Origin of the sequence: Leucothrix pacifica, assembly GCF_003172875.1 — a bacterium.
In the GTDB taxonomy this organism is placed as follows: Bacteria; Pseudomonadota; Gammaproteobacteria; order Thiotrichales; family Thiotrichaceae; genus Leucothrix; species Leucothrix pacifica.
The window spans coordinates 234,525-250,154 of the sequence record NZ_QGKM01000005.1; the positions used below are offsets into that span (position 1 = coordinate 234,525).

Annotated in this window: 15 protein-coding genes; 6 read left to right on the forward strand and 9 right to left on the reverse strand. The window is 45.6% G+C overall.

The genetic code is table 11. The features are described from left to right. Positions 1–4 precede the first annotated feature (4 nt). From tviB to DKW60_RS03535, 3 genes are read right to left on the reverse strand one after another with little or no spacing between them, the layout of a single operon-like run. Positions 5–1,288 (reverse strand): Vi polysaccharide biosynthesis UDP-N-acetylglucosamine C-6 dehydrogenase TviB, encoded by a 1,284-nt coding sequence (tviB, locus tag DKW60_RS03525; protein WP_109836276.1) that lies wholly within the window; start codon positions 1,286–1,288, stop codon positions 5–7. Positions 1,289–1,317: 29 nt separating this feature from the next. After that, complete coding sequence (locus DKW60_RS03530) at positions 1,318–1,968, reverse strand: hypothetical protein (protein WP_109836277.1); 651 nt, start codon at positions 1,966–1,968, stop codon at positions 1,318–1,320. A gap of 8 nt (positions 1,969–1,976) precedes the next feature. Further along, positions 1,977–2,786, reverse strand: coding sequence for a symmetrical bis(5'-nucleosyl)-tetraphosphatase (locus tag DKW60_RS03535; protein WP_109836329.1), 810 nt, complete (start codon positions 2,784–2,786; stop codon positions 1,977–1,979). Between the two features lie 170 nt (positions 2,787–2,956). Between DKW60_RS03535 and DKW60_RS03540 the strand changes: the two genes are divergently transcribed. From DKW60_RS03540 to DKW60_RS03550, 3 genes are all read left to right on the forward strand, one after another. Further along, on the forward strand, positions 2,957–4,951 hold the full coding sequence (locus DKW60_RS03540) for a UvrD-helicase domain-containing protein (RefSeq protein ID WP_181389573.1): 1,995 nt from the start codon (positions 2,957–2,959) through the stop codon (positions 4,949–4,951). Positions 4,952–5,054: 103 nt separating this feature from the next. Then, the gene (locus DKW60_RS03545) at positions 5,055–5,393 is read left to right on the forward strand and encodes a P-II family nitrogen regulator (RefSeq protein ID WP_109836279.1); all 339 of its coding nucleotides are present in this window, start codon (positions 5,055–5,057) and stop codon (positions 5,391–5,393) included. Between the two features lie 24 nt (positions 5,394–5,417). Then, positions 5,418–6,713 carry an ammonium transporter gene (locus tag DKW60_RS03550; RefSeq protein ID WP_109836280.1) on the forward strand — a complete coding sequence of 432 codons (1,296 nt, stop codon included), beginning with the start codon at positions 5,418–5,420 and terminating at the stop codon, positions 6,711–6,713. A gap of 56 nt (positions 6,714–6,769) precedes the next feature. Here the strand turns inward: DKW60_RS03550 and DKW60_RS03555 are convergent, their stop codons facing one another. The 6 genes from DKW60_RS03555 to orn all read right to left on the reverse strand — a co-directional run bounded on the left by DKW60_RS03555 (position 6,770) and on the right by orn (position 12,998). Then, positions 6,770–8,449, reverse strand: coding sequence for an acyl-CoA synthetase (locus tag DKW60_RS03555; RefSeq protein WP_109836281.1), 1,680 nt, complete (start codon positions 8,447–8,449; stop codon positions 6,770–6,772). A 52-nt stretch (positions 8,450–8,501) separates the two neighbouring features. Further along, positions 8,502–9,311 carry an enoyl-CoA hydratase gene (locus DKW60_RS03560; protein WP_181389574.1) on the reverse strand — a complete coding sequence of 270 codons (810 nt, stop codon included), beginning with the start codon at positions 9,309–9,311 and terminating at the stop codon, positions 8,502–8,504. A gap of 13 nt (positions 9,312–9,324) precedes the next feature. Continuing rightward, positions 9,325–9,492, reverse strand: a complete 168-nt coding sequence (locus DKW60_RS24620; RefSeq protein ID WP_146203423.1) for a hypothetical protein — start codon at positions 9,490–9,492, stop codon at positions 9,325–9,327. A 289-nt stretch (positions 9,493–9,781) separates the two neighbouring features. Then, a complete protein-coding gene (locus DKW60_RS03570; RefSeq protein WP_109836283.1) occupies positions 9,782–10,492 on the reverse strand; it encodes a Bax inhibitor-1/YccA family protein in 711 nt (236 codons plus the stop codon). Positions 10,493–10,575: 83 nt separating this feature from the next. After that, on the reverse strand, positions 10,576–12,453 hold the full coding sequence (locus tag DKW60_RS03575) for an ATP-binding cassette domain-containing protein (protein ID WP_109836284.1): 1,878 nt from the start codon (positions 12,451–12,453) through the stop codon (positions 10,576–10,578). Further along, positions 12,453–12,998, reverse strand: coding sequence for an oligoribonuclease (gene orn, locus DKW60_RS03580; RefSeq protein ID WP_109836285.1), 546 nt, complete (start codon positions 12,996–12,998; stop codon positions 12,453–12,455). Before orn ends, DKW60_RS03575 begins: the two co-directional genes overlap by 1 nt. 46 nt (positions 12,999–13,044) lie before the next feature. On the opposite strand from orn, the gene DKW60_RS03585 reads away from it, so the two are divergent. The 3 genes from DKW60_RS03585 (at position 13,045) to rsgA (ending at position 15,579) form a co-directional block, all read left to right on the forward strand. After that, positions 13,045–14,283 (forward strand): M48 family metallopeptidase, encoded by a 1,239-nt coding sequence (locus tag DKW60_RS03585; RefSeq protein ID WP_109836286.1) that lies wholly within the window; start codon positions 13,045–13,047, stop codon positions 14,281–14,283. 64 nt (positions 14,284–14,347) lie between these two features. Then, a complete protein-coding gene (locus tag DKW60_RS03590) occupies positions 14,348–14,644 on the forward strand; it encodes a hypothetical protein (RefSeq protein ID WP_109836287.1) in 297 nt (98 codons plus the stop codon). Between the two features lie 35 nt (positions 14,645–14,679). Next, positions 14,680–15,579: a ribosome small subunit-dependent GTPase A gene (gene rsgA, locus DKW60_RS03595; RefSeq protein WP_109836288.1), complete on the forward strand. Its 900-nt coding sequence runs from the start codon at positions 14,680–14,682 to the stop codon at positions 15,577–15,579. The last annotated feature ends 51 nt before the right edge of the window (positions 15,580–15,630 follow it).

Consider the following 15,630-nt stretch of genomic DNA (forward strand, 5'->3'; position numbering starts at 1 on the left):
TGACTTAGAGTCTTAGGTCAGAGTCTTGTTTATCCAATATATACTTTAGGTCAAATACGATGTGATCAGGTTTACCAAAGTTTCTTACATCACTGGTAAGGCTTTTAAACTCATCATGTGAAACAGCCACAACAACCGCATCATAGGCACTCTTCTCAGGATTTACACAAACATCCACACCGTATTTATCTTTAGCCTCATCTCCATCTACCCAAGGGTCATGAATATCAACATTCATGTCGTAGTCATTTAGCTCTCGGATCACATCAATAACTCTGGTATTTCGAATATCGGGGCAGTTCTCTTTAAAACTGAGACCCAAAACCAACACTCGACTGCCAACTACCTCAATTTTTTTCTTCACCATTGCTTTAATGAGTCGCTCAACAATGAATTTACCCATTCCATTATTAATGCGTCGCCCAGCCAAAATCACATCAGGATAATAACCAAGTGCTTGAGCCTTGTAGGTTAAGTAATATGGATCTACACCAATACAATGCCCACCGACTAAACCAGGCCTAAATGGCATGAAATTCCATTTAGTACCAGCTGCCTGAAGAACATCTTCAGTATCTATATCCATGTGACTAAAAATGATTGCTAGCTCATTAATAAGCGCAATATTTAAATCCCGCTGAGTATTTTCAATGACCTTAGACGCCTCGGCGACTCGAATGCTTTGTGCTAGATGGGTACCCGCTTTAATTATACTTAAGTAAAGATCATTCACATATTGAGCGACCTCAGGTGTGGAGCCAGAAGTCACTTTTTTGATCGTCGAAATTCTATTCTTTTTATCACCCGGATTTATTCTTTCTGGTGAGTAGCCCACATAGAAATCCGAATTCATCTTCAGTCCAGAGACTCGTTCAAGCTCAGGAACGCAAACCTCTTCAGTGGCTCCGGGGTAGACTGTAGACTCATAGATGATCACATCTCCAGCCTTTAAAACAGTGCCAATCGCTTGACTAGCTTTTATCAATGGCTGAAGATCAGGTTGGTTACTAGCGTCGACCGGAGTAGGTACAGTAATGATAATAACGTTACTACTAGCTAAGTCTTCAACCTGATCGGTGTAACTCAGACTTTTCGTTTCAGCTAACTCCCGAGCACTTACTTCCAGAGTTGCATCATGCCCTTCATTTAGTTGTGTGATTCGTTCCGAGTTAAGATCGAAGCCAATGGTCTGGTATTTTTTACCCAGCTCAACAGCTAATGGAAGCCCTACGTACCCTAACCCCAATACCGCAACCCTTGTTTGATCAGGTACTTCGAATGTATTCATAAAGTGTGCCTTTAAATTATTATTAGTAGCTACAAAAAAACCTTCAATAACATAACCACCAACACAACAATCACCCCTGCAATAAACACAGACTGAAGATTGACCTCACCATCATCTTCATCGTCTTCATCGCTGCCCAACTCAAAGTCCACCATTAACTCCGCAGTTCGGCGTAACTTCTCAACATGCTGCTCGATGGGCAATCCTTCACCCGCCCCTTCATACTCAGCATCGCCCCCCCTGATGTTAATCAGAGGAATCAACACATCAATATTGGCACGAGCGACCAAAGCATTCTTCGTAGCCGTTCGATAAGCCCCTTCTGTTTCAATCACCAAAGGGTCAGTAGTCGTTCGGAAGTTACGATAGATGGACTGCATCTTCTCAAAACTTTGCCCCATCATTTCGCGATTACGCTCTAGAGAACGCTTCAACTCGGGCACCCCAACACCATGGGCAGGCTTCATCAGCCTCAAGTTATACTCGACATCACGAACATAAACCTTTACCGAGCCATTCGCTGAAATGACGGTAACATTGGTCTTTTCCAAACTAGTTATTCCCGACTCTGCGTCATCTTCCGCCATTGAATCACCCGCAGACTCGACTGGTTCATCATTTAAAGGTGGCTTCCCTTTGCTCAACCAAGCAAAAATCCCTAAGACACTTGTCGGTTTCATAACAAAGCCTACTTACAAGCAACCTGAATCGGCTTGATTATATCACTATCCAAACGAACAGCGGTAAGTTTTCGACCCCAAACACAGCCCGTATCCAAGCCTAACACCTGACTATCATTATGAAATCCCAGAGCCGCCCAATGCCCAAAGACTACTTTCTTCGGCAGTAGCGTCCTTGAAGGTAAATTAAACCACGGATACAAGCCCTTTGCCTGATGATCTTTCACCGTTCCAGCCGTTGAAAAGCTGAGTGAACCATTAGGATTACAACCCCTCATTCGCGTAAACGCATTAAGAATAAAACGATGCCTGTCATAAGATTGCAACCCATCACTCCACTGGCTTGGCTCATCCCCGTAAACCTCTTTTAACCAACGTTGCGCGGTAGCACCCCGAAGTGGCACTTGGACTTCTCTTGCAAACTTCTGTGCCTGATTCAAATTCCAGTGGGGGTAAATACCTGCATGAGCCATGCAATACCCCAAGTCTTCATCCACATGTAGCAATGGCTTTTGCCGTAACCAGTCGATTAACTCATACCGGTCATCGGCCTTCATAATATTTTCCAAGGTAGGATGTGGCCTAATAACCTTGTAATGTGCTGCAATCAAACTGATATCGTGATTACCTAGCACAACAACAGCCGAGTCACCCAAACGCTTGATGAAACGTAGTGTTTCCAGTGATTTATTACCACGACAAACCAAATCACCCGCAAACCAGATCACATCTTTTTCAGGTGAAAAATCCACCTTTTTTAACAAGCGCTGTAAAGCACCGTAACACCCCTGAACATCACCAATAGCATAAACAGCCATAATGAAAATTACACCCTTTAGCCCTGTGGTGCCAAATGACACGGTCGGAAATTTGAAATTCTACCTTTGATCGCCTTTGTGTTAAAATTTGGCAGCGACTCTTAAAGGTTGCGAGCAAATGCTACTAACATAAAACATCCCGGCTAATGCCGAGAGGACCAAACCAAAATATGGCACTGATAATACCAGAAGATTCACTAACTGCCAGCTACCCGGGCCCCGAGCTTCACGAAAGCGTGCAACAGCTATCTGAAGAATTTGTGGCCAGACAGCAATTATCATCCGACATCAATGTGACAGGTCTCCGGTATTGGGTCAGTCATGACAAGCGATCAGTGTTGATAGCAACTCTACCCGAAGAAACATTCGGGACAAGCTTTGTAGATCATCAGCTACTACACCAACACCCTTTGGTATTCGAGCTTATTCAAGAGCGCAATGCCCTACTCCCCGAACTCCTTCAGGAACACGCAAGTCGTTTGCTACCAATACTCCTGATTTTACCGGATAATTTGAAAATAAAGCAGACGATTCAGCTCAAGGAACAAGGCCTTCTGGCAATCGGTGGTATTGCCCTCGAAGGTGCTTTACCGGCAGTGCTAAGCAAATATATCGGCATGGCTGCATCAGAACAGGTCAACAAAATCATTCGCAGCCGCTTTAACCCGCAACTACGCTTAGACAAACAACAAAAGCAGACTGAAGAAAACAAATTAGCTACATTACTCCCTGATGTTGAGCAAGAACTCAGCATGACAAGTGACTGGGATATTACGACTAGTAGTCTCCCCTATTCGCTTCGGTTAATTCTGGGATCATCAGGTAGCGGTAAGAGCACAGTACTGATCAATCGTGCCGCGATGCTGGTGGACAAGTATCCCCGTGCAAAAATTCTGGTGCTGACTCACAATAAAGCGATCAGCAATGAGCTCAAACAACAGCTGACTAACATCGGCAAAAAAACTCATGGCATCCAATGCCTACCCTTCTTAGAGTGGTGCCGAAAGCTACTAGGCGGGACACGCCAGTTCGTCTACGAAGATCAAGAAACCGAGCTTTTTGACCTGATGATCAAACGGCATTTTGAGGAGACGGGCCTTAGCAGATTCGGCTTAATCAAAGAAATAAACTTCATCAAAGACCGCATGATTGAAACCGAAGCGGAGTATCTGGCTACTCTACGCTCAGGGCAAAGCTTAGCCCTTTCAAACCCGGTCAGAAAGCGCATATGGCAAGCAATGGTGGAAGTCGATACCCATCTTAAAGACCGCAACAGCCACTTATGGGCAGACGCTCCGGCAATCCTGCTTAAAGAATTTGAGGAAGGCAAAACCTTCGAGCCGTTTCAACATATCCTGATTGATGAAGCACAATATTTCGCACCATCTTGGATAAAAGTCATCAAACATGCGCTGGCGAATGAATCCCAGTTATTCCTAACTTCAGACCCTGATCAAGGCTTCTACAACCGTAGTTTGGAGTGGAAAGAGACCGGTCTCGATTTTCGAGGCAGAACTATCCGTTTGAAGCATCATTATCGTTGTAGCCCCGCGATATCAAGGGTCGTGGATACCCTATGGCTACACCGACTAATGGAACAAGCCCAACATCCACTCTACTCCATTAATCATATTGACCCGATTCAACCGGAAGATCATCCGCAACTTTTGCACTTCCCTACTCAGGAGGATCAAAAAACGCGTCTGTTTAGCGAGATTAATCAGCTCCTCAAGCAAGATTATAAACCCGGAGATATTTTGGTGCTAAATGCAGACAAGCAGAGCACGCGCTTTATGGCGCAAGACATTCGCGAAGCGCTCAATATAAAAGCCACAACATTGACCGGCAGTATGTCAATGGACACTGAGAACCTGAGATTGTGTGACTTAGAAGCTGCCACCGGTATAGAAAGCAAAATCGTCTTCATAACCGGGCTAGAGAAACTGTTCGACATGGAGGCGGATAATAAGGTGAGTGAACGTGAGCGTCACAGCCTTAGAATTACCAATACGCACCTATTACACATGGCAATGACGCGTGCATCAGAAAAACTGTATTTATTACTGACAACAAACACTATTCCGGAAGCATTCAATATCGAAGGGCTGGATATTCCGACTCTGTCTACCACTGACCGGGCGCCCGTAATGTATATAAATCAGTAACTTCAAAAGAGTCATTAAAAATCTGATATCATACCCCCGCCAAAAATAGTGGTCGACACCACTATTCACAATTCTACTTTCAAAATCACATGAGGACTTCCACATGAAGTTAATCACTGCGATTATCAAGCCGTTCAAGCTTGATGACGTTCGAGAATCACTATCTGAGATTGGTATATACGGTCTAACCGTAACCGAAGTTAAAGGCTTTGGTCGTCAAAAAGGCCACACCGAACTTTACCGTGGCGCTGAATACGTTGTGGACTTCTTACCTAAAGTAAAAATTGAGACAGCTGTGGACAATGACCGTGTCGATGAAGCAGTTGAGGCAATTATTAAAGCGGCTAATACCAGCAAAATCGGTGATGGAAAGATCTTCATTACTAATATCGAACAAACTATTCGTATTCGTACCGGAGAGACCGGTCCTGACGCGCTTTAAGTAATACCGGAGATACTTACTATAATGAAAAAGATTATCTTGCCCATTCTGCTCGGTCTACTCTTTCCGGCGCTTGCTTTTGCTGATGAGCCATTGGTCAATGGCGCAAATACCGCATGGATCCTCACCTCAACAGCCTTAGTACTGTTTATGACACTACCAGGCTTAGCATTGTTTTATGGTGGCTTGGTTAAAAGCCGTAACGTGCTTTCCATCTTAATGCAGTGTTTTGCTATTGCCGGAATCGCTTCGGTATTCTGGCTAGTTGCGGGCTACAGCCTGGCATTCAGTGGTGATGGCGCATTTATCGGTAACTTCTCTAAGTTTTTATTTAGTGGCGTAACGGAAGGCTCTGTATCTGGTGATATCCCTGAATCACTGTTCGCACTATTCCAAATGACATTTGCAATCATTACACCTGCACTGATTATTGGTGCATTCGCTGAGCGGATTAAGTTCTCCGCAGTATTGCTATTCAGCATCATCTGGTTGGCGTTTGTTTATGTGCCGATTACTCACTGGGTATGGGGTGGCGGCTGGCTGCAGAACATGGGTCTGCTCGACTTCGCAGGTGGTACGGTCGTACACATCACTGCTGGTGTCGCAGCATTGGTGACTGCCATTATGATCGGCCCACGTAAAAGCTTTGTTCGTGGAAATGCAGCCCCACATAATATGACCATGACCATCACCGGTGCAGGTATGCTGTGGGTAGGCTGGTTCGGGTTTAACGGTGGCTCTGCGCTTGCAGCTAACGGTGATGCAGCGATGGCAATGCTGGTTACGCACATTTCAGCAGCAACTGGTGCACTCACCTGGATGTTCTATGAATGGAAGAAGTACGGTAAGCCAACAGCTCTTGGTACCGTCACAGGTATGGTTGCCGGACTTGGAACGATTACACCAGCATCCGGCTTTGTCGGTCCTGCAGGTGCTTTAATCATTGGTTTACTAGCGGGTATCGTTTGTTTTAACGCGACGCTGTTGATCAAGCAAAAGTACAAAATCGATGACTCTCTGGATGTTTTTCCTGTTCACGGCGTGGGCGGTATTCTGGGTACATTCCTCGCGGGTATTTTCGCTTCAACAAATCTGGGTGTATTCAGCGGACAAGGCTTTGCGGATGGCATCGAGAGCATGGCGGGACAAGTTGGTGTGCAGCTAGTGGGTATCGTTTCAACATTCATCTATACCGCTATCGTGACTTTCTTAATCTTCAAAGTGGTTGGAATGATCACCAATGGAGTCCGTGTTTCTGATGATGAAGAAGCACAAGGTCTGGACATTGTGGATCATGAAGAGCGTGGTTACGATATCTAATCGTTGCTAGTCAGCTCTTCCAAAGTCGGGATATGGGCAAACCTGTCCCGACTTTTTTATGACAACTCTGTTCGCACCTTTTTCCGTAATTCAAACTTTTGAATTTTTCCGGTAGATGTTCTCGGGATTGCCTCAAACACAAACTGCTTCGGCACTTTAAAGCCTGCTAAACGCTCCCGGCACCAACTCTGCAATTCATCCGCAGTGGCCTCACAATCACTATTGAGCTCGACAAACGCACAAGGCACTTCACCCCATTTGTCATCAGGCAGTGCAACGACGGCAGCTACTGCAACCGCAGAATGACTAAACAACACGTCCTCAATCTCAATCGAAGAAATATTCTCTCCACCAGAAATAATAATATCCTTCGAGCGGTCTTTTAATTGGATATAACCATCGGGATGAATTACGCCCAAGTCACCAGAGTGAAACCAATCTCCAGCAAATGCTTCGTTAGTAGCTTTAGGATTTTTGAAGTAACCTTTCATGACGACATTTCCGCGAAACATTACCTCACCAATCGTCTCACCATCATGAGGAACAGATACCATGGTTTCCGGATCCATCACATCCAAGCCTTCAAGCGGTGTATAGCACACACCTTGGCGTGCTTTGAGCTTGGCTTGTGTCGCTGCATCTAAGTCATTCCACTGATCATGCCACTCGTTGACCACGGCAGGACCATAAACTTCAGTCAGACCATACAAATGAGTCACCTCAAAACCTGCTGTTTTCATATCAGCCAACAGAGATTCTGGTGGTGGCGCAGCCGCAGTGAAGAACTCGACTGTCCGACCTAATTCACGTTTCACGCTCTCCGGAGCATCATTAATCAGGGACATCACAATCGGAGCACCACATAAATGGGTCACGTTGTGCTCATCGAGCGCTTGCCAAATCGGCTCATCGCGAACTTGTCTCAGGCATACATGCGTACCGACAACCGCCGACATCGTCCACGGAAAACACCAGCCGTTGCAATGAAACATCGGTAGCGTCCACAAGTAAATTGAATGCTTTGGCATCGAGGCAATCAGCGCGTTACCTTGCGCCAATAAATATGCACCACGATGGTGGTAAACCACACCCTTGGGATCACCGGTTGTACCCGAGGTATAGTTAATCGAAATTGCATCCCATTCATCAAGAGGCATTAACCAATCAAATTGCGGGTTACCCTCTGCCAGAAATTCTTCATAATCAGAGCATTGAGGAGTTAGTGTTGTTTCCGATGCCACTCCAGACTGAGAGTCTGCTGCCACTTGAGGAGAAAAACCACCACATTCAAGATCGCGGTATTCAATCAGATAAGGAGTGGCTTCGGTTAACGCTAAGGCTTCCTGCATCAGAGGTATCAATTCCGCATCAACCACCACCACTTTAGCTTCAGCATGATCCAACTGAAACGCAATCACCTTGGCATCCAGGCGCGTATTGATAGAGTGTAATACAGCGCCAGACATCGGCACACCATAATGGCACTCCAACATCGCCGGCGTATTCATTAGCATCACTGACACCGTATCGCCTCGTCCAATTCCTAACCCCGCCAAACTGGAAGCTAAACGAACCGAACGCTCATAGAAGTCTTTGTAAGTACGCCGCAGCGATCCATGAATAATCGCGGTGTGTTCCGGAAAAACCGTCGCCATTCGCCTAAGAAAACTAAGCGGAGTCAAAGGCTGATGATTCGCAGGATTCCTATCTAAATGCGTGTTATACGGATTTTCCATGAGCACTTCCTCCTAAAATTAAACAGCCCGAACATAAATAGCCCGCTGCGTTCTATTTATCCTGCCAATTCGCGCTGCGTTTTTCGATAAATGCCTGAATACCCTCTTCTGCATCATGTTTCAGCATATTCTCGACCATCACCTGAGAGGCATAATCATAAGCATCTTCCAGGCTCATGGTGCGCTGCTTGTAAAATGCCTGCTTACCAACCGCCAATGTCATACTCGACTTAGCCGCCATTTTCTCAGCCGTTTGCATCGTGAAATTACTGAGTTCTTCAGCAGAAACAACGCGATTAATCAGGCCCATTTCAGCAGCACGTTGTGGCGATAACACATCACCAGTCAACAACATTTCCATCGCATGCTTATTTGAAACGTTACGGGAAAGCGCCACCATCGGTGTGGAACAGAACAATCCAATATGCACCCCTGGCGTACCAAATTTGGCTGTTTCAGCGGCATAAGCAAGATCACAACTTGCTACTAGCTGACAGCCTGCAGCAGTCGCCACACCTGCCACTTCAGCTATCACTGGCTTGGGATTATTCACGATACTCTGCATCACACCGGAACAAGTTTTCATAACATGGGTGAAATACTCACGGCCACCATCATCCGCCTGACGCCCCGCCGTCATTTCTTTTAGATCATGCCCTGCGCAAAATGCCGGGCCAACAGCTGCCAATACAATCACGCGAACTGCCGGATCATTGGCGGTTGAAACCATTAAATCACCCAAGCGCTTTAACATTGCCTCTGACAGGGCATTGCGACGACTATTGTCATTCAACGTAAGTCGAAGCACACCCGACTCACTTAACTCTTGCAGAACTAAATCTGCGTTGTCAATCTCAGACATCTCCCTTCTCTCCTTAAAGATTCGATTCAAGCAGCAGCCATTGCAGCCTTCTTCTTAGGATCATAAAAAGGTTATCCACAACCGTAGCCAGCTCTGTGCCGTTTGGCATTTTAAACCGTAACTGAGTAGCAATTTCAGCGAATTCAACATTGACCATCACCAGCGCAATATTCTGATCCAATCGTGGCGAATGAATCGTGGCGAATGAATCGCTGCAGTTACGCTACCAATCTTAGCCTCATTATCAAAAACTGGCCAGAATGTTGTGTTATAATCAACTAAAGACTCATCCCTCAATCACTATATCGACCTGCTCTTAAGAACAATATCTAAATGCAATACCTGACTGTATTGATATTGATAGTCTCTTACCTACAAAAAAGCCCTGCACGAAGGCAGGGCTCTCTCAATTCAGTTTTAGTGGTGGCCTACATCAGTAAGCCTACCTCTATCACAGCATTTTTCAGTGATTAGTCACCGCTAGTAAATGCCATCAGGAACTGAATCACATACCAGAATAACAAACCAACACTTGAGAATAGAGACAATGAAGCCGCTACGTGCTGCTCTGTGTGGTACTCGTGGATGATGTTAGACGTGCTGTAAAGTACAGAACCTGCAGCAAATAAGATCATCGCACCAGAGAACCAAAGACCTAATGAGAAGCCGAATAGAATCGCAGCAACAATCACACCCATTGCAACAAAACCACCGATCATTAAGAAACGACCCATAAATGAGAAGTTAATCTTGGTAGAGAACGCTGTGAACGTGAGACCACCCACTAAAGCAGCAGTAATCAGTGCCGCATGCAACAGGATACTAGGATCCATATACAAAGCGCGGGTGATCGGTAGTGTAGATAGGAAGGCAAACGCGACAATATACAGACCTAAGCCCATGTATTGACGCTCACGGGAAACACCAGAGTGCGCCCAGTTATCAGCCAGCATAGAAATACCCATGTAAGCGCCCATGACCAGCAACCACATCCATGGTGAACCAGACAGGAAGCCCATAAAGGCTTGTGCAATTCCTGTTTGCAAAAATAGTGTCACAACAACAGCATAAACCGCGATCGCACCACCTAAGTGAAGATACGTGCGCTTAATAAACGCCGCGCGCTCGCTCTCAGCTGCGTTGGCAACGATTTGGCCAGTACCAGCATCCAAAAAACTCATATTCAAACTCCTAAATAAATATCAAACTATTATTATAGTCACGCTATTATAACCTCATAATCGCGCAACTCTATGACAAAACCTTAACACATTGCTTGCTCATATGCCTCTGATGCATCCATCCATGCGAGCTCGGTTTGTTCAACCTCTGCATCGACATCTCGTTTGCTTAACAACAATGCTTTTAGCTTATCTTTATTCTCTTCCGAGTAAATATCGGGGTCAGCCAGCTGTTTTTCAAGCTCAGCGGCTTTTGCCACCAATTTATCCAGTGCTTTTTCATGCTTATCCATCACCTTTTTTAAGGGCTGTAACTGCTTGCGCTGCTCGGCTTCCTGCTTGCGTATATCCTTACGATTTACGGGCTTATCATCACTAGCTGGCGCTGCATTAGCCCGGGCTTGTTCGCGAGTTTTTAGCCATTGTGAATAATCATCCAGATCACCCTCAAAAGGCTTAGCCACTCCACTATCAACAATCACGTATTCATCCGTGACCGACTTCAACAAATGACGGTCATGCGAAACAATCACCATGGCACCTTCAAATGCCTGCAATGCCATGCTCAACGCATGCCGCATATCCAAATCAAGATGATTGGTCGGCTCATCAAGCAGCAATAGATTAGGTCGTTGGTAAACCGTTAAAGCTAGGACCAAACGCGCTTTTTCCCCACCTGAGAACGGTGCAACGGCTTCGTCCACTCGCTCACCCTGAAAACCAAAGCCTCCCAAATAATTACGCAGATCCTGCTCTCTGGCTTCTTTATCTAAGTGACGCATGTGTTGTAGGGGCGTTTGGTCGACATGTAACTGCTCAACCTGATGCTGTGCAAAATAGCCGATATGCAGGTCTTGCGCCTCCCATAACTCACCTGCCATCACGGGTAACTCGCCCGCCAGACATTTGATCAGTGTCGATTTACCAGCACCATTTGGGCCAATCAAACCGATACGCTGTCCGGGCATCAGCTGAAAGTCGACATTACTGATGATTGGTGTCTCGTCATAACCAATCGATGCCTCGGTAATATTTAGCAGTCGATCCGGTAATTTACGCGGTTCTAAAAAGCTAAATTTAAAGGGAGAATGGATGTGGGCTTGTGCTACGAGCTCCATACGCTCCAGTGCTTTTAAACGACTTTGCGCTTGTCTGGCTTTTGTTGCCTGCGCACGGAACCGATCCACATATTTACGGATGTGCGCCACTTCACGCTGCTGCTTCTCATAAGTGCTTTGCTGCTGAGCCAATCGTTCTGCCCTAAGCTTTTCAAATGAGGAATAATTACCGGTATATAGCGTCGCCCTTTGGTGTTCCACATGAATAATGTGGGTAGTGACTGCATCCAGAAACTCACGGTCATGCGAGATTAGGATCAATGTACCGGGATATTGAATCAGCCATTGTTGCAACCAAATCACTGCATCCAGATCTAAATGGTTCGTCGGCTCATCCAGCAGCAACAAATCAGAGCGGCACATTAATGCCTGTGCCAAATTAAGCCGCATTCGCCAACCACCAGAAAAACTACTGACCGGATGACTTAACTGCTCATTTTTAAAACCTAAGCCTTGCAATAAAGCAGCTGCGCGACTTTCGGTTGTGTAACCGTCAATGGCTTCCAGCTGCCCTAGTAACTGAGCAAGGTGCTCACCTTCAGCCGTTTTCATCTGCACTTGTAAGGAAGCAAACTCAGCATCCCCTTCCAACGCATACTCCAGTGCCGTCTGCTCACTGGCAGGCGTGTGCTGGGCAACATGTGCCAATACCCAATTCGGCGGCATGCTAAATTGACCAGACTCTAGCGACAACTCTTGCATAATTAAGGCAAACAGCGTGGATTTACCCGTGCCGTTAGCCCCAGTCAGACCAGCTTTTTGTCCGGGATGAATGCTAAAACTACTGTCACCAATCAGCTCACGACCACCGCGTCGCAGTGAAATATCAGAAAATACCAGCATTAGATCGACATAATCTCTTTGCGGTAGTAACGAAGCTCTTCAATCGAGTCGATGATGTCATCCATCGCTAAATGAGACCCTTTCTTTTTAAAGCCCTTAGCCACTTCAGGCTTCCAACGAGCTGCCAGCTCTTTTAAAGTACTCACATCTAAATTGCGGTAATGGAAAAACGCTTCAAGCTTTGGCATGCATCGCGCCATAAAACGACGGTCCTGACAGATACTGTTTCCACACATTGGCGACTTGCCAGCTTCAACATATTGACTCAGAAACGCGACCGTCTCTGCTTCAGCTATTGCTTCACTGATTTCACTATTACGAACGCGCTCAATCAACCCCGAGCCTCCGTGTTGCTTTTGGTTCCAGTCATCCATCCCTGCCATGATTTCATCGGATTGATGAATCGCCATCACAGGCCCCTCTGCCAGAATGTTCAGGTCTTTATCAGTAACGACCGTCGCGATTTCGATGATTTGATCATTGACGGTATCTAAACCAGTCATTTCCAGATCGATCCAGATTAAATTATTGTTGTCTACATGCATGGTTTATACTTTCTTCTCGATTTGAATTTAGGATGTATCTTAACAAATGCCCATCTTTACGTTGATATTTATATTAGCAATTATCGCGACCATCGGCACTCAGCTTTGGTTATCTATTCGTCAGACTAAACATGTGATGGACAACCGTCCTGCTGTACCTGCCGAATTCTCAGAATCCATCACACTGGAAGAACACCAAAAGGCAGCGGATTACACCACCACCAAAAGCAGTTTTGGACGCAAAGAGTTAATCATAAGTACTCTGCTCTTGCTGATTTGGACGCTCGGTGGCGGCCTGCAATGGCTGGATAATCTCTGGGCTAACAGCAGCTTAGGTGAATTAGGTCGTGGTACTGCAGTAATCATTAGCTTTTTGATCATTTCAAGCCTGATCGACTTGCCTGCGTCACTGTATCGCACCTTTGTAATTGAAGAAAAATTTGGATTCAACAAATCAACCTTCAAGACCTTCGCTGTTGATATGGTGAAGAATACTCTGGTTTCGATGGTGATTGGCATACCGTTAATCATGTTAGTACTTTGGCTAATGAACACGGCTGGCTCCCTGTGGTGGCTTTACGCATGGATCGTAATCACAGCCTTTTCCATTGTAATGATGTGGGCTTACCCAAAATTTATCGCGCCTATTTTTAATAAATTTACACCACTTGAAGAAGGCGAAGTGCTAGACCGTATTACAACGCTACTTGAAAGAAACGGCTTCAATTCAAACGGCGTATTCATGATGGATGGTTCGCGTCGCTCAAGTCATGGTAATGCTTACTTCACAGGCTTTGGCAAGACTAAGCGCATCGTGTTTTTTGATACGCTGCTCAAACAATTGTCACCGACTCAAATCGAGGCGGTGCTAGCACATGAACTCGGCCACTTCAAACATAAACATGTATTAAAAGGCATGATGGTTTCCATGACGATGACGCTGGTCGGTTTTGCAATCCTTGCCTATCTCATGAAACAGGATTGGTTTTTCCAGCAACTAGGTGTTCAAAACCAGTCAACTTATATGGCGCTCGTCCTGTTTCTTCTCGTTAGTCCTGTATTTACTTTTTTTATAGGCCCCATCATGTCATGGTGGTCTCGCAAACACGAATTTGAGGCCGATGCTTTCGCAGCAAAAGAGTCCAGTGCTGAGGAACTCATCAGTGCACTTGTCGGTCTATATAAAAAGAATGCGGGAACATTGACTCCAGACCCTTTGTATTCCGCGTTTTACGACTCACATCCACCTGCATCTATTCGTATCGCCCATTTAAGAAGGCAGTAGGTCAGAAACTTTGGCTAAACGATAGCGTCTTAGTGCGGTTGGATTAAACTTATTGGGAGAAAAAATGTTCCGTATATTATTAGCGGCTATCACACTAAGCTTTGCGGGCAGTGTATTTGCTGCCGGAGATGCGACAAATGGTAAAGTTCTTTTCGAAAAGCGCGACTGTTTATCATGTCACGGCACTGAGGCATTTACGAGCGAAGACCGAAAAATCAAAAATTTGAAGGCACTAGAGGTTCAAGTTAGACTGTGCGATTCAAATTTAAACAATAACTGGTTCGATGAGGAAATTCATGACGTCGTTGCTTATTTAAATGAGCAGTACTATAAGTTTCCGGAACCAGCCGAGGCTCAATGATGTTGTTAACAGTTCATGCTTAAAATTAAAGTCACATGAGTACCGAAACTCATGACGTTACAAAAGGCACCGGTCGGGTTATCACTCGATTTGGTGCCGAATTATTGGTGCGTTGCGATGATAAATCTACCATTCGCTGTGCGCCAAAACGTAAACTCGAGAATATTGCTTGCGGCGACTGGGTCGACTGGCAGAGCAACCCGACCGGCATCGCGCGGGTTGATAAAATCCATAAACGCAAAAATGCCATCACCCGTCTCACCTATCGTGGTAAACCCAGAACCATTGCCGCCAATGTCGATCAACTGCTGATCGTCAGCGCTTGGCTACCTGAGCCTTTTTGGGACTTGGTAGATCGCTATATTATCGCAGCAGAGCAGTTAGGTGCAGAGGCTACTATTGTCATCAATAAGCAAGATCTCGCCGAACAATATGCTAAACAAGAGGGTTGGCGGGCGCTCGCTGACTACGAAAAAATTGGTTATAAAGTACTGCATGTCAATACCAAAGACAGCACGGGTATTGACGCATTAAAAGAAACCATGAGCGGTAAAACCAATATTTTATTAGGGCGTTCCGGTGTTGGAAAATCATCGATCGCTAACAAAATTATGCCGGAAGCCGCTATCTTGACGGCTGAAATCTCAGAATCAGGCGAAGGCAGGCACACCACCACTACAGCTGATCTCTATGACCTTGCAGATGATGGTTATTTAATCGACTCTCCGGGCGTACGTGATTACATGCCGGATAATCTAGACCCAATTAAACTGGCTAATGGCTATATCGAGTTTCAACCTTATCTGAACAGCTGTCGGTTTAGTAATTGCACACATAATCACGAACCTCAGTGCAGTGTGCGACAGGCCGTCGAGGAAGGGGAAATCTCGACAAGCCGCTATGAACGCTATCTGGATGCTCTGAACAATTTGTAATCTTGAAAGATTGCGTCACTGTGGCGCAAAGTGAGATGATAGTGACGTACT

Coding starts and splice junctions, on each gene's coding strand:
- DKW60_RS03530 (WP_109836277.1), bottom strand. CDS start 1,968: ATGAAACCGACAAGTGTCTTAGGGATTTTTGCTTGGTTGAGCAAAGGG.
- DKW60_RS03545 (WP_109836279.1), top strand. CDS start 5,055: ATGAAGTTAATCACTGCGATTATCAAGCCGTTCAAGCTTGATGACGTT.
- tviB (WP_109836276.1), bottom strand. CDS start 1,288: ATGAATACATTCGAAGTACCTGATCAAACAAGGGTTGCGGTATTGGGG.
- DKW60_RS03575 (WP_109836284.1), bottom strand. CDS start 12,453: ATGCTGGTATTTTCTGATATTTCACTGCGACGCGGTGGTCGTGAGCTG.
- DKW60_RS03585 (WP_109836286.1), top strand. CDS start 13,045: ATGCCCATCTTTACGTTGATATTTATATTAGCAATTATCGCGACCATC.
- orn (WP_109836285.1), bottom strand. CDS start 12,998: ATGCATGTAGACAACAATAATTTAATCTGGATCGATCTGGAAATGACT.
- DKW60_RS03590 (WP_109836287.1), top strand. CDS start 14,348: ATGTTCCGTATATTATTAGCGGCTATCACACTAAGCTTTGCGGGCAGT.
- DKW60_RS03560 (WP_181389574.1), bottom strand. CDS start 9,311: ATGTCTGAGATTGACAACGCAGATTTAGTTCTGCAAGAGTTAAGTGAG.
- DKW60_RS03570 (WP_109836283.1), bottom strand. CDS start 10,492: ATGAGTTTTTTGGATGCTGGTACTGGCCAAATCGTTGCCAACGCAGCT.
- DKW60_RS03550 (WP_109836280.1), top strand. CDS start 5,418: ATGAAAAAGATTATCTTGCCCATTCTGCTCGGTCTACTCTTTCCGGCG.
- DKW60_RS03540 (WP_181389573.1), top strand. CDS start 2,957: ATGGCACTGATAATACCAGAAGATTCACTAACTGCCAGCTACCCGGGC.
- rsgA (WP_109836288.1), top strand. CDS start 14,680: ATGAGTACCGAAACTCATGACGTTACAAAAGGCACCGGTCGGGTTATC.
- DKW60_RS03555 (WP_109836281.1), bottom strand. CDS start 8,449: ATGGAAAATCCGTATAACACGCATTTAGATAGGAATCCTGCGAATCAT.
- DKW60_RS03535 (WP_109836329.1), bottom strand. CDS start 2,786: ATGGCTGTTTATGCTATTGGTGATGTTCAGGGGTGTTACGGTGCTTTA.